The sequence below is a fragment of the Pseudomonas putida W15Oct28 genome (assembly GCF_000708715.2).
Taxonomy (GTDB): Bacteria; Pseudomonadota; Gammaproteobacteria; order Pseudomonadales; family Pseudomonadaceae; genus Aquipseudomonas; species Aquipseudomonas putida_R.
In genome coordinates this window covers 45,212-69,501 of record NZ_JENB01000022.1, presented here as the reverse complement: position 1 = coordinate 69,501, position 24,290 = coordinate 45,212, and the positions used below count along the sequence as shown (strand labels likewise).

19 protein-coding genes and 2 pseudogenes are annotated in these 24,290 nt (G+C 64.2%); 11 read left to right on the top strand and 10 right to left on the bottom strand.

All coding sequences use genetic code 11. The annotated features are described in order from the left end of the window. Window positions 1-3 precede the first annotated feature (3 nt). The 5 genes from AK81_RS16940 to AK81_RS16920 all read left to right on the top strand — a co-directional run bounded on the left by AK81_RS16940 (window position 4) and on the right by AK81_RS16920 (window position 5,840). A complete protein-coding gene (locus AK81_RS16940; protein ID WP_012270545.1) occupies window positions 4-678 on the top strand; it encodes a heavy metal response regulator transcription factor in 675 nt (224 codons plus the stop codon). Next, window positions 653-2,041 (top strand): heavy metal sensor histidine kinase, encoded by a 1,389-nt coding sequence (locus AK81_RS16935; RefSeq protein ID WP_043200581.1) that lies wholly within the window; start codon window positions 653-655, stop codon window positions 2,039-2,041. Before AK81_RS16940 ends, AK81_RS16935 begins: the two co-directional genes overlap by 26 nt. 310 nt (window positions 2,042-2,351) lie before the next feature. Next, window positions 2,352-2,576 carry a hypothetical protein gene (locus AK81_RS16930; protein WP_043200579.1) on the top strand — a complete coding sequence of 75 codons (225 nt, stop codon included), beginning with the start codon at window positions 2,352-2,354 and terminating at the stop codon, window positions 2,574-2,576. 205 nt (window positions 2,577-2,781) lie between these two features. Then, window positions 2,782-4,116: an OprD family porin gene (locus tag AK81_RS16925; protein ID WP_043200577.1), complete on the top strand. Its 1,335-nt coding sequence runs from the start codon at window positions 2,782-2,784 to the stop codon at window positions 4,114-4,116. Window positions 4,117-4,349: 233 nt separating this feature from the next. Beyond that, window positions 4,350-5,840 carry a sensor domain-containing diguanylate cyclase gene (locus AK81_RS16920; protein ID WP_043200576.1) on the top strand — a complete coding sequence of 497 codons (1,491 nt, stop codon included), beginning with the start codon at window positions 4,350-4,352 and terminating at the stop codon, window positions 5,838-5,840. Here the strand turns inward: AK81_RS16920 and AK81_RS16915 are convergent. Beyond that, window positions 5,837-6,313, bottom strand: coding sequence for a ferritin-like domain-containing protein (locus tag AK81_RS16915; protein WP_043200575.1), 477 nt, complete (start codon window positions 6,311-6,313; stop codon window positions 5,837-5,839). The two genes, AK81_RS16920 and AK81_RS16915, sit on opposite strands and share 4 nt — an antisense overlap. Window positions 6,314-6,515: 202 nt before the next feature. Here AK81_RS16915 and AK81_RS16910 point away from each other — a divergent pair, with 202 nt between their 5' ends. Beyond that, window positions 6,516-6,737: a DUF3820 family protein gene (locus AK81_RS16910; protein WP_043200601.1), complete on the top strand. Its 222-nt coding sequence runs from the start codon at window positions 6,516-6,518 to the stop codon at window positions 6,735-6,737. Between the two features lie 120 nt (window positions 6,738-6,857). Here the strand turns inward: AK81_RS16910 and AK81_RS16905 are convergent, their stop codons facing one another. From AK81_RS16905 to ptsP, 3 genes are read right to left on the bottom strand one after another with little or no spacing between them, the layout of a single operon-like run. Beyond that, window positions 6,858-8,597, bottom strand: coding sequence for a PTS fructose-like transporter subunit IIB (locus AK81_RS16905; protein ID WP_043200574.1), 1,740 nt, complete (start codon window positions 8,595-8,597; stop codon window positions 6,858-6,860). Then, window positions 8,594-9,541, bottom strand: a complete 948-nt coding sequence (pfkB, locus tag AK81_RS16900) for a 1-phosphofructokinase (RefSeq protein ID WP_043200572.1) — start codon at window positions 9,539-9,541, stop codon at window positions 8,594-8,596. Before pfkB ends, AK81_RS16905 begins: the two co-directional genes overlap by 4 nt. Beyond that, the gene (gene ptsP, locus AK81_RS16895; protein WP_043200570.1) at window positions 9,542-12,394 is read right to left on the bottom strand and encodes a phosphoenolpyruvate--protein phosphotransferase; all 2,853 of its coding nucleotides are present in this window, start codon (window positions 12,392-12,394) and stop codon (window positions 9,542-9,544) included. Between the two features lie 284 nt (window positions 12,395-12,678). Here ptsP and cra point away from each other — a divergent pair, with 284 nt between their 5' ends. Continuing rightward, complete coding sequence (gene cra, locus AK81_RS16890; RefSeq protein ID WP_043200568.1) at window positions 12,679-13,674, top strand: catabolite repressor/activator; 996 nt, start codon at window positions 12,679-12,681, stop codon at window positions 13,672-13,674. A 2-nt stretch (window positions 13,675-13,676) separates the two neighbouring features. Further along, entirely contained in the window at window positions 13,677-14,453 is a 777-nt protein-coding gene (locus AK81_RS16885; protein ID WP_043200566.1) for a TatD family hydrolase, read from the top strand. 142 nt (window positions 14,454-14,595) lie between these two features. On the opposite strand, the gene ampE is transcribed toward AK81_RS16885, so the two are convergent. From ampE to AK81_RS16870, 3 genes are all read right to left on the bottom strand, one after another. Beyond that, the gene (gene ampE, locus AK81_RS16880) at window positions 14,596-15,426 is read right to left on the bottom strand and encodes a regulatory signaling modulator protein AmpE (RefSeq protein ID WP_043200565.1); all 831 of its coding nucleotides are present in this window, start codon (window positions 15,424-15,426) and stop codon (window positions 14,596-14,598) included. Next, the gene (gene ampD, locus AK81_RS16875) at window positions 15,423-15,995 is read right to left on the bottom strand and encodes a 1,6-anhydro-N-acetylmuramyl-L-alanine amidase AmpD (RefSeq protein ID WP_043200564.1); all 573 of its coding nucleotides are present in this window, start codon (window positions 15,993-15,995) and stop codon (window positions 15,423-15,425) included. The genes ampE and ampD overlap by 4 nt, the downstream gene beginning before the upstream one ends. Window positions 15,996-16,083: 88 nt before the next feature. After that, a complete protein-coding gene (locus AK81_RS16870) occupies window positions 16,084-18,240 on the bottom strand; it encodes a DUF1631 domain-containing protein (RefSeq protein WP_043200562.1) in 2,157 nt (718 codons plus the stop codon). Between the two features lie 242 nt (window positions 18,241-18,482). On the opposite strand from AK81_RS16870, the gene nadC reads away from it, so the two are divergent. Next, window positions 18,483-19,331 carry a carboxylating nicotinate-nucleotide diphosphorylase gene (gene nadC, locus AK81_RS16865; protein WP_043200561.1) on the top strand — a complete coding sequence of 283 codons (849 nt, stop codon included), beginning with the start codon at window positions 18,483-18,485 and terminating at the stop codon, window positions 19,329-19,331. 60 nt (window positions 19,332-19,391) lie between these two features. On the opposite strand, the gene trxB is transcribed toward nadC, so the two are convergent. Next, on the bottom strand, window positions 19,392-20,354 hold the full coding sequence (gene trxB / locus AK81_RS16860; protein WP_016484911.1) for a thioredoxin-disulfide reductase: 963 nt from the start codon (window positions 20,352-20,354) through the stop codon (window positions 19,392-19,394). A 332-nt stretch (window positions 20,355-20,686) separates the two neighbouring features. Here trxB and cysZ point away from each other — a divergent pair, with 332 nt between their 5' ends. Next, entirely contained in the window at window positions 20,687-21,415 is a 729-nt protein-coding gene (cysZ, locus tag AK81_RS16855) for a sulfate transporter CysZ (protein ID WP_043200559.1), read from the top strand. Window positions 21,416-21,586: 171 nt separating this feature from the next. On the opposite strand, the pseudogene AK81_RS30810 reads toward cysZ, so the two are convergent. Both AK81_RS30810 and AK81_RS30805 read right to left on the bottom strand, forming a co-directional pair. Beyond that, a pseudogene (locus AK81_RS30810) lies at window positions 21,587-22,003 on the bottom strand (methyl-accepting chemotaxis protein); the annotation flags it as partial. 171 nt (window positions 22,004-22,174) lie between these two features. Then, window positions 22,175-22,774, bottom strand: a pseudogene (locus tag AK81_RS30805) (PAS domain-containing protein); the annotation flags it as partial. A gap of 307 nt (window positions 22,775-23,081) precedes the next feature. Between AK81_RS30805 and AK81_RS16845 the strand changes: the two are divergent. Further along, window positions 23,082-24,272, top strand: a complete 1,191-nt coding sequence (locus AK81_RS16845) for a glycosyltransferase family 4 protein (RefSeq protein WP_043200556.1) — start codon at window positions 23,082-23,084, stop codon at window positions 24,270-24,272. Window positions 24,273-24,290 lie beyond the last annotated feature (18 nt).

Sequence of the window (24,290 nt, the reverse complement as noted above, 5' to 3'; positions counted from 1 at the left end):
ACCATGCGTGTGCTGATCATCGAAGACGAAGAAAAAACCGCCGACTACCTGCATCGCGGCCTGAGCGAACAGGGCTTTACCGTGGACCTGGCCCGGGACGGCATCGATGGCCTGCACCTGGCCCTGGAGGGCGACTACGCGGTGATCGTGCTGGATGTGATGCTGCCCGGCCTCGACGGCTATGGCGTGCTGCGCGCCCTGCGCGCGCGCAAGCAGACGCCGGTGATCATGCTGACCGCCCGCGAGCGGGTCGAAGACCGCATCCATGGCCTGCGTGAAGGCGCCGACGACTACTTGGGCAAGCCGTTTTCGTTTCTTGAACTGGTCGCCCGGCTGCAAGCCCTGACCCGACGCAGCAGCAGCCATGAACCGTTGCAGGTGCAGGTGGCAGACCTGTGGATCGACCTGATGGCGCGCAAGGCCACGCGGGCCGGCCAACGCCTGGACCTGACCGCCAAGGAGTTCTCGCTGCTCAGTGTGCTGGCCCGCCGGCAGGGCGAAATCCTGTCGAAGACGGCGATTGCCGAGCTGGTCTGGGACATCAACTTCGACAGCGACGCCAACGTCGTGGAAGTGGCGATCAAACGCCTGCGCGCCAAGCTCGACGGGCCCTTCGACAACAAGCTGCTGCACACCATCCGAGGCATGGGCTATGTCCTGGAAAACCGTGCGGGTTAACTCCATCGCGCTGCGCCTGTCGGCGCTGTTCATTCTGGTGGCGCTGGGCGTGTTCCTGCTGATCGGCTCGGCACTGTACCGCCAGGTCGACCGCAGCCTGGACCTGCTGCCGCAAGCGGAGCTGGATGCGCGCTTCAGTGTGCTCGAATCCACCCTCAACCGCTTTGGCACGCAGGAACATTGGAGCAAGATCAACAACAAGCTCAACCTGCTCAGCGAAGAAGACAAGCGCATCCGCTTCTGGGTAGTCAGCAGCAACCCGGCCTACGAATACGGCCACCCGAGCGAGCTGGTACGTGCCTTCGCCGAAGGCCCGCAGGGTATGCGCGACCTGCACCTGCCCGACCGGCCCTACCCGTACAAGGTGCTGGTGAGCGAGCTGCCGGCGCTGGGCGAGCGCCCGGCGATGCGCTTTCTGATCGGCATCGACACCGAAACCTTCTGGCAGGCCCAGCACAGCCTGCTGGTGGCGATTGTCGGGCTGGCGGTGCTGGGTGTGCTGCTGGCTTCAGTGCTGGGCTACTGGGTGGCGCGCATTGGCCTGCGCCCGCTGCTGGCGTTGTCCAACGAGGCCCAGGCCCTGGCCCCGCCACGCCTGGACGGGCGGTTGCAAACCCACGCCCTGGCCCCGGAGCTTGCACAGTTCGCGGGCGCCTTCAACGCCGCGCTCGACCGGGTCAGCCAGGCCTACTCGCGGCTGGAAGCCTTCAACGCCGACGTCGCCCACGAACTGCGCTCGCCGCTGACCAACCTGATCGGCCAGACCCAGGTAGCCCTGACCCGTGGCCGCAGCGCCGAGCACTACTTCGAAGTGCTGCAATCGAACCTGGAAGAGCTGGAGCGCCTGCGCAGCATCATCAACGACATGCTGTTTTTGGCCAGCGCCGACCAAGGCAGCAAGGCCACCGCCCTGACCCAGGCCTCGCTGGCCGAAGAAGTGGCGACCACCCTCGATTACCTGGACTACATCCTCGAAGACGCCCAGGTCAGCGTGAGCGTGACCGGCGACGCCCAGGCGCCCATCGAAAAGGCCGAGTTGCGCCGGGCGCTGATCAACCTGCTGAACAACGCCGTGCAGCACACCGCGCCGCATCAGGTGATCCAGGTGCAGATCGCTGCCGGGCCGGAGCAGGTCAGCATCGCGGTGAGCAACCCGGGGCCGGCGATTGACAATGAACACCTGCCGTTGCTGTTCGAACGCTTCTACCGCGTGGATGCGGCGCGCAGCAACAGCGGTGGCGGCAACCATGGGTTGGGGCTGGCCATCGTCAAGGCGATTGCACTGATGCATGGCGGGGAGGTGTTTGTGCGCAGTGCAGCAGGGGCCAATACCTTCGGTATCCGGCTGCCGATTCACGCCTGACAGGCGAACGCGGTCCTTGTGGGAGCGGCCTTGTGTCGCGAAAGGGTCGCGAAGCGGCCCCAAGTTCTGTGACATAGCACCAATTGCCGGGGCTGCTCTGCAGCCCTTTCGCGACACAAGGCCGCTCCCACACAGGGCTGCGCAAGCTCTCTAGAACAAGGGTTTGCGGCGAAAGTACTATTGCTTTCTCGTGGATCGTTACCTTTTGCGCAACAGTGCTTATCGCACTTCGCTCTGTTTCAAGTGTACTGAAAGGACTAACTTTACCCCTGTCCTCATTAGCACTTGCCCCGCAAGAAGGTAGTTTCAAATGTCCAACAGTATGGGTATTGCCAGCGTCTTCGTTCTGTCTTCCCTGTTGTTGTCGCCCCTGGCCATGGCCGAAGAATCCAGCGCTTTCGTCACCCGTAATGCAGAGTTCGCCGCCGTCCATCAAGACGCCCGCGACGCGGTAGCTGCAAACAAGGCTGACGCCGCCAAAGACGCAAAACAGACAGCTTCCAAAGTTTCGGTCGATGCCAACGCCGACAGCTGATCAAGCGCTGTTGCTGCTCCCGATTTCCCTTGGCTACGCAATGGGCACCACCGGTGCCGATATGTTAGCCTTTTAAAGCCGCTGCCGATCAGCGGCTTTTTTTATGTGCTTTAACTCTCAGCCACGCTGTAACGTCTACCTATAAAAAAGACGCACATTCAAAAATAAAAACTGCCCCACCGTCAGACCAAAGGAGCTAGTACCGGTGCCTTCCGCGTTCCGTTTTACCCCGCTGTTCATTGCGTTGACTGCAACGATCCCTTTCGCCGCCCAGGCAGATGAAGACAAGGCTGATGGCTTCATCGAAGGCTCGTCGTTCAACCTGCATTTGCGTAACGCCTACTTCAACCGCGACAACCACAACGCTGGCGTGCGTGACACCCGCGAGTGGGGCCAGGGCGCGGTTGCGCGCTTCGAGTCGGGCTACACTCCAGGCGTGATCGGTTTTGGCCTGGATGCCCATGCCATGCTGGGCCTGAAGCTGGACGGCGGTGGCGGCCATGCCGGCACCAGCATCCTGCCCGAGCACATCAAGGACGACGGCGAGCTGGGCGCTGCCCCGCATTCGTTCTCCACTGCCGGTGCGGCGATCAAGCTCAAGGCGTTCGACACCGAACTGAAAGCCGGTGACCTGTTCCTCACCAACCCGGTAATCGCTGGCGGCGAAACCCGCATGCTGCCGCAGACCTTCCGTGGTGTGAGCCTGACCAACACCAGCATCGACGGCCTGCTGCTCGAAGGCGGCCAGGTGAGCTTCACCCACCCGTACAACCAGAGCGGCCACCGTCGTATCGACACCTATTACGGGTCGCTGGACGAGCACGACAAGAGCAAGCACCTGAACTGGGCCGGCGCGTCGTGGAGCGGTACCGAGAACATCACCACCAACCTTTACGCCGCCGAGCTCAAGGACATCTGGAACCAGTACTACGCTGACTTCGACTACACCTACGTGGTCAACGACCTGGTCAGCCTGAACCCGGGCGTGCACTTCTACCACACCCAGGACACCGGCCAGGCCCTGCTGGGCAAGATCGACAACAACACCTACAGCGTGCACTTCACCGTCAACGCAGGCTTCCACAGCGTCACCGCCGCCTACCAGCGGGTCAATGGCAACACGCCATTCGACTACATCAACCTGGGCGACAGCGTGTACCTGGACAACTCGCGCATGTACTCGGACTTCAACGCGCCAAACGAGCGCTCGTGGAAGCTGCAGTACGACTATGACTTCGCCGGTGTCGGCCTGCCTGGCCTGACCACCTCGCTGTCGTACTCGCGCGGTGAAGCCGACCTGACCAAAGCCACCCAGGACACCAGCCACTACGACTACTACCGTGAAGATGGCAAGAACGCCATGCACTGGGAACGTGACCTGGACGTGAAGTACGTGTTCCAGGAGGGTGACCTGAAGGACCTGTCGGTACTGGTGCGCTACGCCACCCACCGTGGCAGCCAGGGTTATGCGTCGATCGACAGCAACAGCGACAACGACGAAGTGCGCGTGATCGTGGATTACCCGCTGAACGTGTTCTGATCCAGGATCGCAAGCCAGACGCGTAACCTGTGGGAGCGGGCGGGCCCGCGAACACCGGCGGAGCCGGTGCCATGCACCGCGGCGCTTGCTTCGCGGGCATGCCCGCTCCCACAGGGTCTGGCGTAAATTCAAAATACAGCGCCACGTGATTCCGTCGGACAAATCTTGTCCGACAATCTCCGCTTCCCTAGAATATCGCCGCCGCGAATGGCCCTGCCCACGCAGTAGCGAGCATGCCCACCCGATTACCGCGCTTCGCATTTCACAGGTCGCACCCCGAGCTGACCCTCAACCTGGGCAGTTGCCTTGCCGTGCTCGCCATCGTGGCCATCGTCAGCTTCCTGCTGGCGCGTGAACGTGACAGCGTCGAGCTATCGGCGATTCGCTCGTCCAACAACATCGTCCAGCTGATCGAAAGCGACATCCTGCGCAACGCCGAACTCTACGACCAGTCACTGCAAGGCCTGATCTGGGCCGTCGGGCGCAAGGAGCTGCCGGAAATACCCGGGCCGTTGCGCCAACGCCTGCTGTTCAATGAAGCCTTCGTCGACCGCAAACGCGGTGACGTGCTATGGCTCGACAAGCAAGGCAATGTGGTGGGCGACTCCACCAGCAATGTGCCGCGCCAGGCCAACTTCGGTGATACCGGGGTCTTCAAGGCACACCAGCGCGATGCCAACCTGGGCCTGCTGGTGGGCCCGCCGTTCAAGGCCAGGCTCGGCGGCCTGGACTGGTGTATCAGCTTCAGCCGGCGCATCTCCGGCCCCGATGGCGAGTTTGCCGGGCTGGCAGCAGGCGCACTGCGCCTGTCGTACTTCAGTGAGCTGTTCAAGCGCCTGGACATCGGCGACGACAGCAGCATCAACCTGTTCAATGCCGACGGGCAACTGCTCGCCCGTCAGCCCTCACGCCCGCAAGACCCACCAATCGGTAGCAACTATGCCGAGCGGCCCAACTTCAAGCGCATTCTCAGCGAACAGAGCGGTAACTTTACTGCCCGCTCCGGCAGCGACGGCAACCCGCGCATCTACACCTTCGCCCGGGTCGCGCAGTTGCCGCTGATCGTGCTGGTGGTGCACTCGGCCGACGAGGTGTTCCAGTCCTGGCGCCGCACCGCGATTCTGGTCAGCGTCGCCACAGGTGTGCTGTGCGTGGGCATTCTCTGGCTGACCCTGCTACTGGGCCGAGAACTGCGCCGCCGCCAGGAGGCCGAACAGGGCCTGGCAACGTTAGCCGCCACCGACAGCCTGACCGGCCTGGCCAACCGCCGCCGTCTGGATCAGGTGCTGCGCCAGGAGTGGGCGCGTGCGCAACGCAATCGCAAGCCATTGGCAGTGCTGATGGTAGATGTGGACCACTTCAAGGCGTTCAACCAACGCCACGGCCATGCCGGTGGAGACCACGCATTGCGTGAGGTGGCCAAAACCATCGAGGCGAGCATCCGCCGTCCTGCAGATCTGGCCGCTCGTTATGGTGGGGAGGAGTTTCAGGTGGTACTGCCGGAAACCGACCTGGCCGGCGCGCGGCTGCTGGCCGAGCGCATTCGGACCAGCGTCGAAGCGCTGGCACCCTTTGCCGATGACGCCCACTCGGTGACGGTGAGCATCGGCATAGGCCTGTCCGGCACCCAGCACGACCTGAGCAGGGTGCTGGGGGCTGCGGACGAAGCGCTCTACCGGGCCAAAGCCAAGGGCCGCAACCGGGTAGAGGGGCCTGACGCTTAGGAGCGGGCGCGGGCGGCGTTGCGCAGGGCCTTCACCTGGTCATGGTTGCGCTGCACGCCTTGCAGCTGTTTTTCCACCAGGCTGTAAGTCATGTCGCTGGCACTGCGGCCCAGTTTCACCAGCTTCTCGCGGGCTTCTTTGTAAGCCTTGAGGGCGTGATCCTCGCCGCGCTCGACTTCGTTCAGCACCGCTTCTTCATCTTTGCCGGTGACCATCGATTTCAGGTTGACCCACCCGCGATGCAAGTCGCCGCTGATGCTGGTGGAAGTTTCCGGGTCGCCGCCCAGACGGCGCACTTCGCTTTGCAGCTCGCCAGCGGCATTGGCGCATTCACCCGCACGTTGGACGAAGAACGCCTTCAACTCGGGATTTTTCACGTCTTCGGCCGAGGTTTTGAAGCCCTTCTCGCCATCCTTGCTGTACTCGATCAGGTCGTTGAGCACATCAATCACGTCTTTGTTGGGGTTGCTCATGGTCGAACTCCTTGGCAGGTGATAGTCATCTGTAAGGGAGCAGAGTTCGTGCCAGTCTCTCAGTTAAAATTAAATCCATATAAATCAGTTATTTAGGAACATGCGCATACTGCCTGATGAGGGCGTTCTGCATGATTGCCGCTTGGGCCTTCGTGCAGATTGCAGTATGGTCGGCGCTTTTCCACAGCCAGGAGCGTCGATGATGAAGCCGGAAACCCTCGAACTGCTGGTGACCCGGACCATGCCGTTTGGCAAGTACCAGGGCAGAGCCATTGCCGACCTACCGGGGGATTACCTGGCGTGGTTTGCGCGCAAGGGCTTCCCTGCGGGGGAATTAGGCGGGTTGTTGGCATTGATGCATGAAATCGACCACAACGGGCTGGGTGACCTGCTGGTGCCGTTGCGCAAGAAGCATGGGCGTTGACCTGTCCCGGCCTCTTCGCGGGCATGCCCGCTCCCACAGGCCCTGCATGATCTCGAAATGTGCAGGAACCTGTGGGAGCGGGCATGCCCGCGAAGAGGCCAGTAATGCCTACAGAGGGCTCTAGCCCTTCACAGGCGCCACCGCCAGCTCGACCTGCTCGCTCTTCTTGATCACCGCATACACCACCGCCGTCAGCAGGCTACCCGCGACGATAGCCAGCAAATACAGCAAGGCATGGTTGATGGCATTGGGGATCAGCAGCACGAACAAGCCGCCATGCGGCGCCATCAGCTTGCAACCGAAGTACATCGACAATGCCCCCGTCAGCGCACCACCGGCAATACTGGCCGGGATCACCCGCAGCGGGTCCTTGGCAGCGAACGGGATCGCCCCTTCGGAAATGAAGCACAGCCCCAGCGCCAACGCGGCCTTGCCCGCCTCGCGCTCGCTCTGGGCGAACTTACGCCGGGCCAGGAAGGTGGCGATACCCAGGCCAATCGGCGGCACCATGCCGGCGGCCATGGTCGCCGCCATCGGTGCGTAGCTCGACGATGCCAGCAACCCCACCGAGAAGGCATAGGCGGCCTTGTTGATCGGCCCACCCAGGTCGACACACATCATGCCGCCCAGCAATAGCCCCAGCAGAATGGCATTGGTGGTGCCCATGCTGTCGAGGAAATGCGTGAGGCCTTCGAGCATGGCTGCCACCGGCTGGCCGACCACATAAATCATCACCAGACCAGTGATCAGGCTGGCCAGCAGCGGAATGATCAAGATCGGCTTGAGCGCCTCCAGGCTACTGGGCAAGCGCGCCCAGCGGGCAATGGCCTTGGCGCTATAACCGGCAATGAAGCCGGCGACGATGCCACCGATGAAGCCGGCCCCCAAGGTGCTGGCCAGCAGGCCACCGATCATGCCCGGCGCAAGCCCCGGGCGGTCGGCGATGGACCAGGCGATATAGCCCGCCAGCAGCGGCACCATCAGCTTGAACGCGGCCTCCCCGCCGATCTGCATCAACGCCGCCGGCAAGGTGCCCGGCTGTTTGTAGGCCTCGATGCCGAACACGAACGACAGGGCGATCAGAAGGCCACCCGCCACCACCATGGGCAGCATGAACGACACGCCGGTAAGCAGGTGCTTGTACACACCCGTCTTCTCCCCCTTGGCCGTGGTGGAGGCCGCTGCGGCATCGGCGCTGTTTTCTACCTTGGCTTCGGCCAGGGCCTTGTCCAGGGTGGCGCGTGCCCGCTTGAGCGCAATGCCGGTGCCGCAACGGTAGATGCGCTTACCGGCAAACCGCGCGGTCGGCACTTCGATGTCAGCCGCCAGCAGCACCACATCCGCTTCAGCGATGGCCTCGGCAGACAAGGGGTTGCGCGCACCGACCGAACCCTGGGTTTCGACGGTGAGCTGATAGCCCATCTGTTGCGCAGCTTGCTGCAAGGCCTCCGCCGCCATGAACGTGTGCGCGACCCCCGTCGGGCAGGCCGTGACCGCGACGATGCGTGTGCCAGCGCTGGCAACCTCGGCCGGCGCGCCTGCTGCTGCCACCAGCGGTTGGGCGTTGGCCGCGGCTTCATCGAGGAAGCCCTCGCGGTCGGCCAGGGCCTGGGAAGGCGTGCTCTGGTACACGCGCTTGCCGACGAAGCGGGCCAGGTCCACCGGGCCGGTGCTGATCACCAGCACCCAGTCGGCCTCGGCGATCTGCGCGGCGCTCAGTTGCCGCTCGGGGTGCTCGGCGTCCTGTACTTCGACACTGGTGCTCCAGCCGCGCCGCTGGGCAGCGGCAGACAGCAAGCGCGCGCTCAGCACACTCGACACCTGGCCGTTGGGGCAGGCGGTGACAATGGCAATGTTCATCGGCAACCCTCTTGTTGTTCTGTCAGTTGCACGGCGGCTTCCAGACGCGCCAGTTGCTCGCGGTCACGGATGCCGAAGCCAACCTGGGTGACGGCCTGGGCGGCAATCGCGGTGGCGCGGGCCAGCGTCTGTGCAGGGGCCTCGCCCTGCAGCAGGCCATGGACCATGCCGGCCACCAGCGAATCCCCCGCCCCTACCGTGCTGGCAACCCGCACCGTGGGCGGGCAGGCATGCAGGGCCAGGTCGCGGGCGAACCAGCTGACGCCCTGCTCGCCGGCAGACACCACCACGTGTTCGACGCCGCGGGCCAGCAACTGCTCGGCGGCAGCACGTTGCTGCGCCGGGTTATCCACAGCCTGGCCAAGCACTTCGCCAAGCTCTTCGGTATTGGGTTTGACCAGCCAGGGCGCGCTTTGCAGGCCGGCGCGCAAGGCTTCGCCGCTGCTGTCCAGCGCTACCTTGAGGCCCAGAGCCTTCAACTGGTCAAGCAACTGGCGGAACCAGTCGGCGCTGATCCCTCGCGGCAGGCTGCCCGCCACCACCACGGCATCGTGCCCCGGGGCGACCTGCTGCAGGCGGTCCAACAAGGCAGTACATGCAGCCTCGTCGACCTCCGGGCCTTGGCCATTGATGTCCGTGACGCGGCCATCGGCCTCCACCAGCTTGATGTTGCTGCGGGTTTCGCCCGGTACGCGAACAAAGCAGTCGGTAAAGCCGCGCCAGTCGATCAGCGCCTCGAACGGCTGCAGGTTATCGCGCCCGAGGAAACCGCCAACAGTCACGCTGTGCCCCAGGTCGGCCAGTACCTGGGCAACGTTCAGCCCTTTGCCCGCCGCATGGCTCTGTTGCGCCTGGCTGCGGTTGACCTGCCCCGGGCGCAAGGTATCGAGGCCGATGGTGATATCCAGCGCCGGGTTCAGGGTGAGGGTGAGGATCTTGGCCATTCAGTAACGCTCCACCAGCGCGCGAACCGCTGCGGCGCTGTCTTGTTGCAGGGCCTCGCGCGCCAGGGCGCGGGCCGTCTGATGATCGGCCTGGCGAACCAGGGCCTTGACTTCGGCGATGCTGCGCGCGGACACGCTGAGTTCGTCCACGTCCAGCCCCAGCAACACAGGCACCGCCTGCGGGTCGGCCGCCAGCTCGCCGCACACGCCCACCCATTTGCCGTGGGCATGGGCGGCGCGCACGGTCATGTCGATCAGGCTCAATACCGCCGGGTGCAGGCCGTCGGCCTGGGCCGAAAGGCTGGGGTGGCCGCGGTCGATGGCCAGGGTGTATTGGGTCAGGTCGTTGGTGCCGATACTGAAGAAGTCCACTTCGCGCGCCAGTTGCGCGGCCAGCAGAGCGGCCGAAGGCACCTCGACCATGATGCCCAGTTGCAGGTCATCCACCGGAATTTCTGCACGCAGGCGCTCGACCATGGCCCGCGCCTCGCGCCACTCATGCACCTGGCCCACCATCGGGAACATGATGCGCAGCGGGCGCTGGTCGGCGGCCCTGAGCAAGGCGCGCAGCTGGTCTTCCATCACCTGCGGGCGTTGCAAGGTCAGGCGTATGCCGCGCACGCCGAGGAAGGGGTTTTCCTCGGCGGTGATCGGCCAGTATGGCAGCGGCTTGTCGCCGCCGACATCGAGGGTGCGCACCACCAGCGGCCGCCCGCCCAGGCCATCAAGCACGCGTCGGTACTCGGCCTCCTGGGTGGCCACGTCCGGGGCCTGGGGGTGGGCCATGAAAATCAGTTCGGTGCGCAGCAAGCCCACACCTTCGGCGCCCTGCTCCACCACCTTGGCGATACCGCTGCTCTCACCGATATTGGCGAACACTTCCACGGCATGGCCATCGCGGGTGACGGCCGGTTCAAAACGGTTGGCCCAGGCGGCCTGCAAACGCTGTTCACGCGCATCACGCTCGGCCAGGGCGCGTTGCAATTCATCCTCCGGCGGTGCCACGCTGACCACGCCGCGCTGGCCATCCAGCAGCAATGGTGTGCCAGCTTCCAGCAACAGGATCGCTGCCCCCGCGCCGACCACGGCCGGGATGCCCAAGGCACGGGCGACAATGGCGCTGTGGGCGGTGGCACCACCCTGTGCAGTGACAATACCGGCGACCCGGTTTGGGTCCAGCCGGGCGACGTCGGACGGGCCAACTTCGGTCATCACCAGTACGTACGGTTGCTCGGGCTCAGCCTGGGCGTGCACACCGCACAACTGCGCCAGCACGCGGCGGCCGATGTCGCGCAAGTCGGCGGCGCGCTCGGCCAGCAGGGCATCGTGCAACGCCTCCTGCTGGCGGGCCGCGGCCTCGATCACTGCCATCCACGCCGCCGCCGCGCTTTCCCCCTGGGCAAGGCGCTGCTCGACATCATCGGTCAGAGCCGGGTCGGCGAGCATTTCCTGGTGAGTGACGAAAATCTCGCCAATGGCCTTGTCGCTGCGCTGGACCAAGGCCTGCAGTTCACTGTCCACGGTTGCCAGGGCCTGGCGCAGCTTTTGCCGTTCCTGGGCACAGGACTCGCCGCGCAGGGGGTAGTCGAACTCACGCTCGACACACACATGCGCAGGGCCACTGGCAATGCCGGGGGCAGCGCCCACGCCCTGAACGCGGCTACCGGCCGCGGGGGCTTGCAGCACCTGGGCGGCAACACTGGCAACGGGCTCCGCACTTTGCGGCAGCGGCTCCACCTCTTCACCCAGGCCTTGTTCGATGGCGGCCAGCAGCACCGGCAAGGCATCGGCGGCGATACCCGGCTCGGCCACCAGTTCCAGGGCCTGGCCACGACGGGCGCCGAGGCTGAGCAGCTTGCTCAGGCTCTTCACCGACACCGCCGGCTGCGCACTGTCGACCAGGCGTATACGGATTTCCCCTTCAAAGCCTTTCGCCAGTTGCGCCAGCACCTTGGCCGGGCGGGCATGCAAGCCATGCGGGTTCGCCAGCACGATGCGCGCGCTGGGCCAGTCTGCTGGCACCTCGCCGCCCAGCACTTCCAGCACTGCACGGCTGCTGGTGGCCTGATAGAGCATTTGCCCGCGGCCTTCGATCAGCACTTCACACAGGCGCTCAAGCAGGGCCTGGTGAGCAGCGCCAAGGCTGGCCAGGCAGAACAGGCCATTAAGCGGCTGGTCGCGGTAACGCAGCGGCTGTTGCGGGGTAATAAAAGCCAGGCCCGGCTGGCGCACCTGGCGCTCGCTGTGCAGCCACCACAAGCCCTCGCCCAGTGGCAGTGGCTCGGCCTGCTGCAGCACAGCGGCAAAACCGCTGTCGACGCAGTCGGCGCGCTGCAACAGGCGGGCACCGCGCCAGGCCAGTTCGTCGAAGTCTTCAGCCGGCAGGTTCAGGCCGACCAGTTGCGCATCCAGCGCCAGCTCTTGCGGGGCGCCTTGCAGCAGCTTGAGCAGCGCTTCGGCGGAACTGGCCCGGCGCAGCGCCTCGGCCAGGTCGGTCTCGCCCAGGGCGCGGGTCAGCAGTTGCAGCAAGCGCAGGTGTTCGTCGGAACGGGCGGCGATACCGATGGCCAGGTAGACCATTTGCCCGTCGCCCCAGTCCACGCCCTCGGGAAACTGCAACAGGCGCACGCCGGTGGCATATACCAGGTCACGGGTTTGCGGGGTGCCATGGGGGATGGCAATGCCCTGGCCAAGGAAGGTGGAGCCTTGCGCCTCGCGGTCCTGCAGCCCCTGCAGGTACCCCTGCGCGACAAGGCCATCAGCAACCAGCCGGTCCGCCAGCAGGCGCAACGCCTCGGCCTTGTCGGCGGCCGTCTGGCCCATGGCTATCTGCTCCTTGGCGAGTTCGAGCATGACCTTCTCCTTTTGCAGTTCCCGGTCGGGTACTGGAGTATTGTTGTGAAATTCACATGAAGGGCCAGTTCAACAGCCTTGCACAGATGGCAGCCGAGGCAGAAAATTCGGCAGCTGAAACGTTTAATCTGACCAGACGGCCACGTTACTCGATAATCTGCCCGGTAAAAAGCCCCATCCTGTCGGACAATTGCGACAATGGTCGTCTGCGCATGGCGCCAGCGCCGGGTCAAAATACCCGGTCCGGCCTCAGAGCCAGCCCCGGAAATAACAAGGAAAATTCGGTGAAACTCAGCGATATCGCCCGTCTGGCCGGTGTGTCCGTGACCACGGCCAGCTACGTCATCAACGGCAAGGCTGAACAGCAGCGCATTAGCAGCAGTACTGTCGAACGGGTGCGCGCGGTGGTCGAAGCCCACGGCTTCACACCCAACCCGCAGGCCGCTGGCCTGCGCAGCCGACACACCCGCACCCTGGGCTTCATTCTCCCGGATCTGGAGAACCCCAGCTACGCCCGCATCGCCAAGCAGCTGGAGCAAGGCGCCCGCGCCCGTGGCTACCAGTTGCTGATCGCCAGCAGCGACGACCAGCCCGACAGCGAGCGCCAGTTGCAGCAGCTGTTCCGCGCGCGCCGTTGCGATGCCTTGTTTGTCGCCAGCTGCCTGCCGCCGGAAGACGACAGCTACCGCGATTTGCAGGACAAAGGCCTGCCGGTGATCGCCATCGACCGCCGCCTGGACCCTGCGCACTTCTGCTCGGTGATCAGCGATGATCGCGATGCCAGCCGCCAACTGGCCACCAGCCTGCTCAGCGCAGCCCCACGCAGCATTGCCCTGATTGGCGCACGACCCGAGCTGTCGGTCAGCCAGGCACGTGCCGGCGGGTTCGACGAAGCCCTGCAAGGCTATGCCGGTGACGTCCGTCGCTACCAGGGCGAAGCGTTCAGCCGTGAGTGCGGCCAACGCCTGATGCAACAGCTTATCCATGACCTGGGCGGCCTGCCGGATGCCCTGGTGACCACCTCGTACGTGTTGCTGCAAGGGGTGTTCGACACCCTGCAGGCGCGCCCTGCCGACTCGCGCCAGTTGCAGCTGGGCACCTTCGGCGACAACCAGTTGCTCGACTTCCTGCCACTGCCGGTCAATGCCATGGCCCAGCAGCATGGCCTGATTGCCGCCACCGCGCTGGAACTGGCGCTGGCCGCAATCGAGGAAAAACGCTACGAACCGGGCGTGCATGCCGTGGGCCGCACCTTCAAGCAGCGCATCACGGCGGCCTGAACATGCGCCTGATCGACACCCACACCCACCTGGACTTCCCGGATTTCGACGCCGACCGCCCGCAGCTGCTGGCCAACGCGGCGGCACGCGGGGTGGAACGGATGTTGGTGCTGGGGGTGTACCAGGCGAATTTCCAGCGGGTGTGGGACCTCGCCTGCACCGATCAGCGCCTGTTCGCGGCACTCGGCCTGCACCCGGTGTACCTCGACCAGCATCGCCCGGAGCACCTGGTGCAATTGCGCGAATGGCTGGAGCGCCTGCATGGCGACCCACGGCTGTGCGCCGTGGGCGAGTTTGGCCTGGACTACTACCTCGAAGACCTGGACAAAACCCGCCAACAGGACCTGTTTGAAGCGCAACTGCAAATGGCCTGCGACTTCGGCCTGCCCGCGCTATTGCACGTGCGCCGCAGCCATGCCCAGGTAATCGCCACCCTCAAGCGCTACAAACCGGCGCGGGCGGGCGTGATCCATGCGTTTGCCGGCAGTTACGAAGAAGCGCGCGAATACATCAAGCTAGGCTTTCGGCTTGGGCTTGGCGGTGCCGGCACCTGGCCGCAGGCGCTGCGGCTGCGCAAGACCCTGGCGCGGCTGCCGTTGGAGAGTGTGGTGCTGGAGACCGATGCGCCGGATATGGCGCCGGTGATGTACCCGGGCGTGCGCAATAGCCCGGAGCATCTGCCGGAGATTGCCGGGGCGCTGGCCGAGGTAATGGGTGTTGATGTCGGGGAGCTGGCTGAGGCTAGCAGCCGCAATGCTTGCGAGTTGTTTGGCTGGTGAAACTCCGGTGAACGCGCTTTATGTGGGAGCGGCCTTGCGTCGCGATAGGGCTGCATAGCAGCCCCAGATTTTCAGCTTCGCCGCTTGGATTGCTGGGGCCGCTCTGCGGCCCTATCGCGACACAAGGGGGATGCGGCTGGCTTCAGACGAGTACGGTCCACAGCGCAAACCCGGCATACCACAACACCGCACAGCGCAGCAGCAGCTCCCACAGGCTGTCCAGCCGGCCCAACCCACGCTGGCTGTCTTCTTCATCGGGAATATCATCGGCAATACGCCCCACCCGCGCCACCAGGTGGGCAGCGCTGATGTGCCAGTTGAGCACCTCGTGCAGCATCACCCGGGTCACTGCAAGGAAGTTGCCCACCAGCGCAAAGCTCAACGCCATCAAGCGAACCGGCAGCCAGTCCATGATGTGCCGCAGCTGTTCGGCCCGCGCCTTCAACGCAGGCTGCTGGCTGTGCTCGCCGCACAGCGCCAGCAAGCGATAAGCCAGCGCGGCACCAGGGCCCAGCACGAAATACCAGAAGATCACCGCGAAAAAGCCTTGGTACACCTGCCACAGCAGGTTGCCCTGCACACGCACCAACAGGCTATGCGGCTCGTCCGCCACCACGCCCAGGTCGCGCTCTGCAACATGCAGTGCCGCTTGATCATCACCGCGCCGCCAGGCATCACGGAACGGGCCCAGCGACGCCTTGGCATCGCCACGGCCCAGGCTGTAGACCAGCACCAGCAGATGCACCGGCAAGGCCAACAGCCCATAGGCCACCGGTTGCAGCACATGCAGCAGCAACACCAGCAGCGCTACCGGTGCCAACACCAGGACGGCCAGCGTCCACCAGGGCTGCACCTTGCCGCTGCGCTCCAGGCGTACCAGCTCGCCAAGAAAGAACCCATCACGCTGCACTTGATGGCGCAGGGCCGAAAACTTCTCGACCCACAGCGCCAGCAACAACACCAGAAAACTCATGCCTTGTCCTCGTTGTGCAGCAACGCTTCGCGGTAGCGCGGCCAATCGAAGGACGGGCCAGGGTCGGTCTTGCGTTGCGGGGCAATGTCGCTGTGGCCCTGAATGCGGCCCAGATCGATGGCCGGCCAGGCGCTGCGAATGTGCCGGGTAAGCTGCTCCAGCACGCCGTACTGGGCATCGGTATAGGGCAGGTCGTCGGTGCCTTCCAGCTCGATGCCGATGGAGAAATCGTTGCAGCCTTCGCGCCCGTCGAAGCACGACACACCCGCGTGCCAGGCGCGCTCCAGCAACGACACGAACTGGGTCACCGCCCCGTCACGCTCGACGAACAGGTGCGCCGACACGGTCAGCTGGCTGATGCTGGCGAAATAAGGGTGTTCGTTAGGGTCCAGGCGGTTCTGGAAGAACTGCTGCACCTTGCCGGTACCAAAGCAGGCCGGCGGCAGGCTGATGTTGTGGATCACCAGCAGTGAAACCACTTCGCCTTCGGGGCGGGCATTGAAGTTCGGCGAGGGGCAGTGGGTGATTCCGATTCCGTGGAACCAGCCAGTGGCACGGTCCAATTGCATGGGGCAAATCCTGAAAGCGCCTTGAACAGAACCACAGTATGCCCTGCCGCCAACACCGTTTGCATGTGAATGATTGTAATGTTGCCGGCTACCGCACCTGCGGCTGCCGCAGCCCGTCAAGCACCGCCTCCAGCGCCCGCTCGAACAGCAACCCGCCATCCAGCACCCGTACGTCTCCCCGGTGTAGCGCCTGCGCCAGGCCGGCGCCGTTCCACTCGCGCACCTTCATGCCGGTGCGGTTGGCAAACACCAGCCTGTCGCTGCTGTCGATGTGCGCCACCAGCTTGCAGCGCAGCGGTTCGTCGTCATCAAGTACTTCAACCCAGGTACCGATGCGCAAGCGCTGCACCTGCCGCAACGCTGCTGCCTGGCCATCGGCAACGTGCAAGGGCGCGCAGGACGGTTCTTCGGCAATCGCCAGCACGATATCTTCGTCCACCAGCACTTCGGCCAAGGGTTGGCCATGGCCAACCGCTGGCTCAGCGCCTGCGCAGGCACGCAGGTGCAGTTGCTCCAGTTGCAGGAAGAACTCACGGGTTGCCGCCGAATTCAGGGCCACGCTGGCCAAGCCATCGCGCAGCGCCTTGAGCAGGCCCGGTACCTGCTGCAACAGGGTTTGCGGCTCATGCCCGGGGGTGATAGTGACCAATAGCGTGTCCACCGTCTGCAAGCCATCCCGCCAGGCCTGGGAGGCCTCACCCTGCTTGAGCCAGGCCAGCAGCAGCACCTGGCTCCAGGCCTGTACCAGCATTTGCACCACCACCAGGGGCAATACCCGGCCACGCAGGCGCTGGTTGAGCACCCGCTGCACCTGCTGCCGGGCCTGCAGGGCACGGGCGCGCCCTTCTTCGGCGTCGCGCGTGCGTTGCTCAAGCAACTCGTTGCGCCGGCGCTCCTCCTGGTTGAACGCAAGGAACTCATCGAGCAATTCGGCAAACAGGCCGGCATCTTCGGCAAAGTCATTGATCAGGCGCTGGACGATGCGCTCTACCCGCAATTGCAGGCTATCGCGCAGGCCATCGCCCCCGCACTCCCAGCCAATGGCTGCGCCAGCGATTTCGTTGAGCAACCGGCGTGCAGGGTGGCTGGCCCGGCTGAACAGCCCCTTGTCCAGCAGGGCCACCTTGAGCAGCGGGATATGCAGGCGGACGATCAACCCACGCAGGCTGGCCGGCAGGTTGTCGTCGCCTTGAATACAGGCGAACAGCAGGCCAACCAGGTTGATCATGTCCTCGTCGGCCACGGCGATTCGCCGGCGCGTGCCGCTGCGCACACTGACGCGCAGCAGCAATTGTTCAAGCTGTTGGCCGAGTTCGAAATCATCAGTCTCGCCGGTAGCGGGCACGTAGCGCTGCAAATGCGAAAGCAGGCGTACCAGGTCCGCGGTGCTGATCGACTGGGCGGCAGCCACCGCCTGCAATCGTGGTGCGAACTGCCCGCGTGCCGGGGCCAGCAAGGTTTGCAACGAGGCAAAGAAGGCCTGGCCTGCCGCATCCGCCCCCACTTCCTGGCCTTGGTTTGCCGGCCCTCGCCCTGCCCTCATGCGCCGGTCTTCGGCGCGACGGCGCGGGGCCGGTTGCAACTCCGGCAGCACACCGGCGGCGGCCAACAGCTGGTTGGCTTCGGCATAGATGACATCGGCATCGCGCAAGACATAGCGCTCGAAAAGCTTGAGCAGAACCAGTTTGACCCTCAGGCCAACCCCCAGATTACGGCCAGCTTCGAGGAAGTAGCCGCACAACGCTGCTGGGCCCAGCGGGTTGCGCTGCTCATGCACGGGGCGGTCGAGCAAGGCCTGCAAACGCAGGCCCAGTTGCTGCAGGGCAATGCCATCGCGTGACAGCACCCGCGCAACCATGCCTTCGATGGCCGCCGCCCGCTCAAGTTGAACCTTGCTGCGCAGGTTGCCCGGTTCGGCCGGATGCGCCATCAGGTCTACCTGGCCGATGCGGGCGTAGGTGTCATAGAAGGTATCGAGGAAGCCGCGTTCGATACTTTTGCGCTTCAGGCGCAGGTCGCGCATGGCCTCGAAGTACAGGTTCTGGTCGCAGCGTTCAACAGCCTTGTCGGCCATCTCGAACAGGGTGTCGTCGGCATTGTCGAACAGCGCCTGCAAGCCCTGGCGCAATTGCAGCGCAGCCTTGTCGCGCACCTGCAGGAGCAATACCGGAAGGCAAGGCAGAGGCGTACGCCCCCCTCGGTCGATGGCTGCCGCCAAGGGCACCACCTTGCCTTCTTTTTGCATCCTGGACTCCTTGCAGGGTGTCATGCCCGACGGGGCTGGGAATCGTCAAAGCTATGACGCCAAATACTGGTCGCCATTATCGGTAAAAAATCGCACAGCTGCCAGCGCCGATTCATGGACGGGCTAATGACCCTCGATTGCAGTCATTGCTCACGAAGACCGACCAAAGGTCATGGCCGGGGCGGCTGTACACATCGGCCCCCTGCCCTATAATCGCCGGCATCTAGCTTGTGGAGCCGACCATGCCGAACCTACGCCTTGCCGACCTGACCGCTGAAATCGAAGCCAACGTGCGCCGCGCACTGTTGGAGGACATCGGCAGTGGCGACATCACCGCGCAACTGATCCCGGCCGAGCGCCTGGCCAAGGCGACCATCATCACCCGCGAAGACTGCGTGATTGCCGGCACTGCCTGGGTCGACGCCGTGTTCCGCCAGCTCGACGCGCGCGTGGCCGTGCACTGGCAGGTGGCCGACGGTGATCGCGCCACGGCCAACCAGCCGCTGTTTCACCTGGAAGGCCCGGCCCGCTCGTTGCTCAGCGGTGAGCGCAGCGCGCTGAACTTCCTGCAGATGCTGTCGGGGGTCGCTACCCGTGCGCGCTTCCTGGCCGACCTGGTGGAAGGCACCCAGGTGCGCCTGCTGGACACCCGCAAAACCCTGCCCGGCCTGCGTCTGGCGCAGAAGTACGCGGTGACTTGTGGCGGCTGCGACAACCACCGCATCGGCTTGTACGACGCCTTCCTGATCAAGGAAAACCACATCGCCGCCAGCGGTGGTGTGGCCGAGGCCGTAACCGCGGCGCACCGTATTGCGCCGGGCAAGCCGGTAGAGATCGAAGTGGAAAGCCTGGATGAACTGCGCGAGGCGCTGGCAGCGGGTGCAGACATCATCATGCTCGACGAGCTGAACCTGGACGAAATGCGCGAAGCGGTGCGCATCAACGCCGGCAAGGCCAAGCTGGAGGCCAGCGGCGGGGTCAACGAAACGACCCTGCGGGTGATTGCCGAGACTGGCGTGGACTACATCTCGATTGGTGCCATGACCAAGGATGTGAAAGCAGTGGACCTGTCCATGCGATTGAGCCTGTGAGCTGACCGCAGGCAATAAAAAACCGGCCTTTCGGCCGGTTTTTTTTGGCGCGCTATCTGATCAGAACGAGGCGTTGGCCAGGCCGTCCAGGTAACGCTCCACGTCCAGGGCCGCCATGCAGCCAGCGCCGGCCGAGGTAATGGCCTGACGGTAAACGTGGTCTGCCACGTCACCTGCAGCGAACACACCTTCAACGTTGGTGGCGGTGGCGTTGCCTTCACGGCCGCCGTTGACCACCAGGTAGCCGTCCTTGAGGGTCAGCTGGCCTTCGAACAGCGAAGTGTTCGGGGTGTGGCCAATGGCGATGAATACGCCGTCGACCTTGATTTCGTCGCTGCTGCCGTCGTTGTTCTTCAGACGCGCACCGGTCACGCCCATGTTGTCACCCAACACTTCGTCCAGGGTGGCGTTGAGCTTGAGCTCGATCTTGCCTTCGGCCACACGGGCGTTGAGCTTGTCGACCAGGATCTTCTCGGCGCGGAAGGTCTCGCGACGGTGCACCAAGGTAACCTTGCTGGCGATGTTGGCCAGGTACAGCGCCTCTTCCACGGCAGTGTTGCCGCCGCCAACCACGGCGACCGGCTTGTTGCGGTAGAAGAAACCGTCGCAGGTGGCGCAGGCCGAAACGCCCTTGCCCATGAAGGCTTCTTCCGACGGCAGGCCCAGGTAGCGGGCGCTGGCACCGGTGGCGATGATCAGCGCGTCGCAGGTGTACTTGCCGCTGTCGCCCTGCAGGGTGAACGGCTTGTTGGCCAGGTCGACGGCATTGATGTGGTCGAAGACGATTTCGGTCTCGAAACGCTCGGCGTGTTCCTGCATGCGCTGCATCAGGGCCGGGCCGGTCAGGCCGTGGGGGTCGCCCGGCCAGTTGTCGACTTCGGTGGTGGTGGTCAGCTGGCCGCCCGCCTGCATGCCGGTGATCAGCAGCGGCTTGAGGTTGGCGCGGGCAGCGTAGACTGCAGCGCTGTAACCGGCAGGGCCGGAACCGAGAATGATGACGCGCGAATGACGTACTTCAGACATGTCGAACTCCTGTCGAGCCGGCGGCACGGGCCGGCATCGGTGTACCGGCTGCGCCAGCTGGAAAATTAAAAACGGACCCACGCAGCACTTGGGGAAGGCTACAACGCGCAGGCCCGAAAAGCGGAAAGTTGAGCGCACTGTAGCGAGGTCGCAAAGATTAAGGAAATATCCTTAGACAATCCACCTCATAGGCACCGTCTATTCATTGATTTCATCGATAGCCCAGACCCCGGCGCTTTTGTTACAGCCCGTTTCCCGTTTGCCAGCCGCCTTTCGTCGGCGCGGCAAACTCGGTAAGGTCAGCGCGTTTTCCTTCTCTGCGGAGTCTCCCGATGCAAGCCCCTGTCCTCTCCGGCCCCCAATACCTGCGCGAAGGCCTGAAACTGGTGCTGAGCCCCAACCTGCGGTTGTTCGTGCTGCTGCCGCTGGCGGTCAACCTGCTGCTGTTCGGTGGCATGGTCTACTTCGCCGGCCACCAGTTCGCCCTGTGGCTCGATGCCCTGATGCCAACGCTGCCAGACTGGCTGAGCTTTCTCAGCTACATACTCTGGCCGCTGTTCGTTGCCTTGCTGGTGCTGATGGTGTTCTTCACCTTCACCCTGGTGGCCAACATTATTGCCGCCCCGTTCAATGGCTTCCTGGCGGAAAAGGTCGAAGTGGTGGTGCGTGGCGAAGACACCTTCCCGGCGTTCAGCTGGGGTGAGCTGGTGGCCATGGTGCCACGCACCTTCAGCCGCGAAATGCGCAAGCTGGGCTACTTCCTGCCACGGGCCATCGGCCTGTTCATCCTGTCGCTGATCCCGGTGGTCAACGTAATCGCCGCGCCACTTTGGCTGATGTTCGGGGTATGGATGATGGCCATCCAGTACATCGACTACCCGGCGGACAACAACAAGATGAGCTGGCAGAACATGCTCGCCTGGCTGCGCCAGAAGCGCTGGCAGTCGCTGGGCTTTGGCGGCATCACCTACCTGGCGCTGATGATTCCAGGTGTGAACGTGCTGATGATGCCGGCGGCGGTGGCGGGGGCTACGTTGTTCTGGGTGCGGGAGCGCAACTGACTGCCGAGCTGTACACGATCCCTGTAGGAGCGGCCTTGTGTCGCGAAAGGGCCGCAAAGCGGCCCCCTAATTTCAGCATCAAGGCAAAAATCGAGGGGCTGCGTTGTAGCCCTTTCCGACCGGTACGGCGCCCCGGCAAGGCCGCTCCTACAAGGGGCCTGTGCCGGGGCTTTACTGCCCCAACCGGCTGGAAAACTGCCCCACTACATCCACCACCCGTTTCGCCCCGTCCTGAATCTCGACAATCACGCTGCCCGTCTCGTCGGCCAGCGCCAGCCCCTGCTCCGCCTGGCGCTTGCTGGTGTCGATGATCTCCACCGCCGCCTGTGCCAGTTGCTCGTTCTGCTTCACTACCCGGGCAATTTCCTCGGTAGCGGTGCTGGTGCGCGAGGCCAGCTGGCGCACTTCGTCGGCAACCACGGCAAAACCCCGCCCTTGCTCGCCCGCGCGGGCCGCCTCGATGGCGGCGTTGAGCGCCAGCAGGTTGGTCTGCCCAGCAATGTCGCTGATGGTCTTGATGATCGAGCCGATCACCCGCGACTGCGTATCCAGCGCCTGGATGCCCTCGGCCGCCTCCTGCATCGAGGCTTCCAGGCCGCGCATCACGCTGACGGTCTGGGTGACCACATCGGTGGCCTTCTGGGCGCTGACATCAGTACCCAGCGAGGTGTGGTAGGCCACATCTGCTGCCTCGGCCACCGCCTGCTCCTGGTTGACCTGGTCGGTAATCACGGTGGCAAACTTGACCACTTTGTAGAGTACGTCGTGGGCGTCGAACAGCGGGTTGTACGAGGCTTCCAGCCAGATCACCCGGCCATGGGCATCGATGCGTTTGAAACGCTCGGCAACGTACTCGCCACGGCGCAGCTTGTCCCAGAAGGCCTGGTAGCCGGAAGAGTTCGCCTCCTCCGGCTCGCAGAACATGCGGTGATGCTTGCCGCGGATCTGCTCCAGGCGGTAACCAACGCTGGCCAGGAAGCGCTCGTTGGCCGTGAGGATGGTGCCGTCGAGGGCAAACTCGATGACCGCGGTAGAGCGCATCAGCGCTTTGATCAGGCTTTCGTGCTCGCGAGACGTCTCGATGGTGCGGGTCAGGTCGCTGGAGTGCAGTGTGAAGTACTTGATGCGCCCCTCACTGTTCTTCACCGGCTGCAGGATCGACCGCAGCCAGGCTTCCTGGCCGTTGCCACGCAGCAGGCGGAAGGCGCCGTTCAGGTGCTCGCCACGGCTGATCGCGCTCTTCATGCGTTGGTAGAAATCCAGCGATTTCACATGGGCAGGGACGATGTCCTCGATGTTGCGTCCAAGCAATTGATCGGAACGGTAGAGCATTTCGGTCTCGAAATTACCGTTGACCATCTCGATCCGTCCCTGTGGATCGAGTTGAAGTACCAGCATCTCGCTGTCGAGGCTACTCTTGACCTGTTCCACAGACATCAGGTCTTCGCGCAACTGCCGGATTTCTTGCTTGAGCTTGCTGTTGAACATCACCGCACTCCTGGAGCGCATCACCTAGTCGAATGCATCTTCATCGGCTGCCGGTTGCACCTTCTTGAGCACCGCGCAACGAAATATTCATGAAGGCAAAAGCGTCAGCGGTCAGGCGTCATCTGCCCGTCACATCGAGGTCACATTGGCGCAACCCAGCAGGCGGAAACTTTTTGTCATGAATACACCTGCCCTACGCATTACCCTGGTCAGCGAAACCTTCCCACCCGAGATCAACGGCGTGGCCAACACCCTTGGCCGCCTGAGCGAAGGCCTGCGTGAGCGCGGCCATGAGGTCGAGGTAGTGCGCCCGCGCCAGGCCGGCGAAACGCCAGTGCACAACGACCCGCACCTGATGCTGTGCCGTGGCTGGGCGCTGCCTGGCTACCCCGGTTTGCAGTGGGGCGAGGTGTCGATGCACAAGTTGTTGCGCCGCTGGCGGCGGCAGCGCCCGGACGTGCTGTACATCGCCACCGAGGGGCCGCTGGGGCTCAGCGCACTGCGCGCGGCCAGGCGCCTTGGAATTGCGGTCGTCAGCGGCTTTCACACCAATTTCCCGCAGTACTCCGGCCAGTACGGCCTGGGTTTGCTGGCCCGCCTGCTCACCCACTACCTGCGCTGGTTCCATCGGCGCACGGCGATCACCCTGGTGCCCAGTGTCAGCCAGCGCCTGGAGCTTGAACGCCGTGGTTTCGAGCGCCTGGAACTGCTGGCCCGTGGTGTCGATGCCTGCCTGTTCAACCCGGCCCGACGCAGCCAGGCGTTGCGCGAAAGCTGGGGGCTCGGCCCGGACGATCTCGCCGTGCTGCATGTCGGGCGGCTGGCGGTGGAAAAGAACCTTGGCTTGCTGCGGCCTTGCCTTGAGGCACTGCAGACGACTTATCCACAGAAGCGCCTGCGCCTGATCATGGTGGGTGACGGCCCGCAGCGCGCCGCCCTCCAACAGCAGATGCCGGATGCCATGTTCTGCGGCGCCCAACGCGGCGAGGTGCTGGCCGAGCACTACGCCAGCGGTGACCTGTTCCTGTTCCCGAGCCTGACCGAAACCTTTGGCAATGTGGTGCTCGAAGCGATGGCTTCGGGGTTGGCGGTGGTTGCCTATGACGAGGCGGCGGCTGCGCAGCATATTCGCCATGGCCACAGTGGTGCGCTGGCCATGCCGGGGGACCAGGCGGCGTTTGTCGATGCGGCTTGCTGGCTGCTGGAGGAAGAGGAAACCTTGCGCCGGGTGCGCCTGAATGCGCGGCAGCATGCCAGCCGCCAGGGCTGGCCGGCGATTGTCGAGCAGTTTGAGGGGTATCTGCATGCAGCTCGGGGGCAGGTTGCGGCCTCACCCGCTTCGCGGCTGGGTGCTACGCGATCTGTGTAGGAGCGGCCTTGTGCCGCG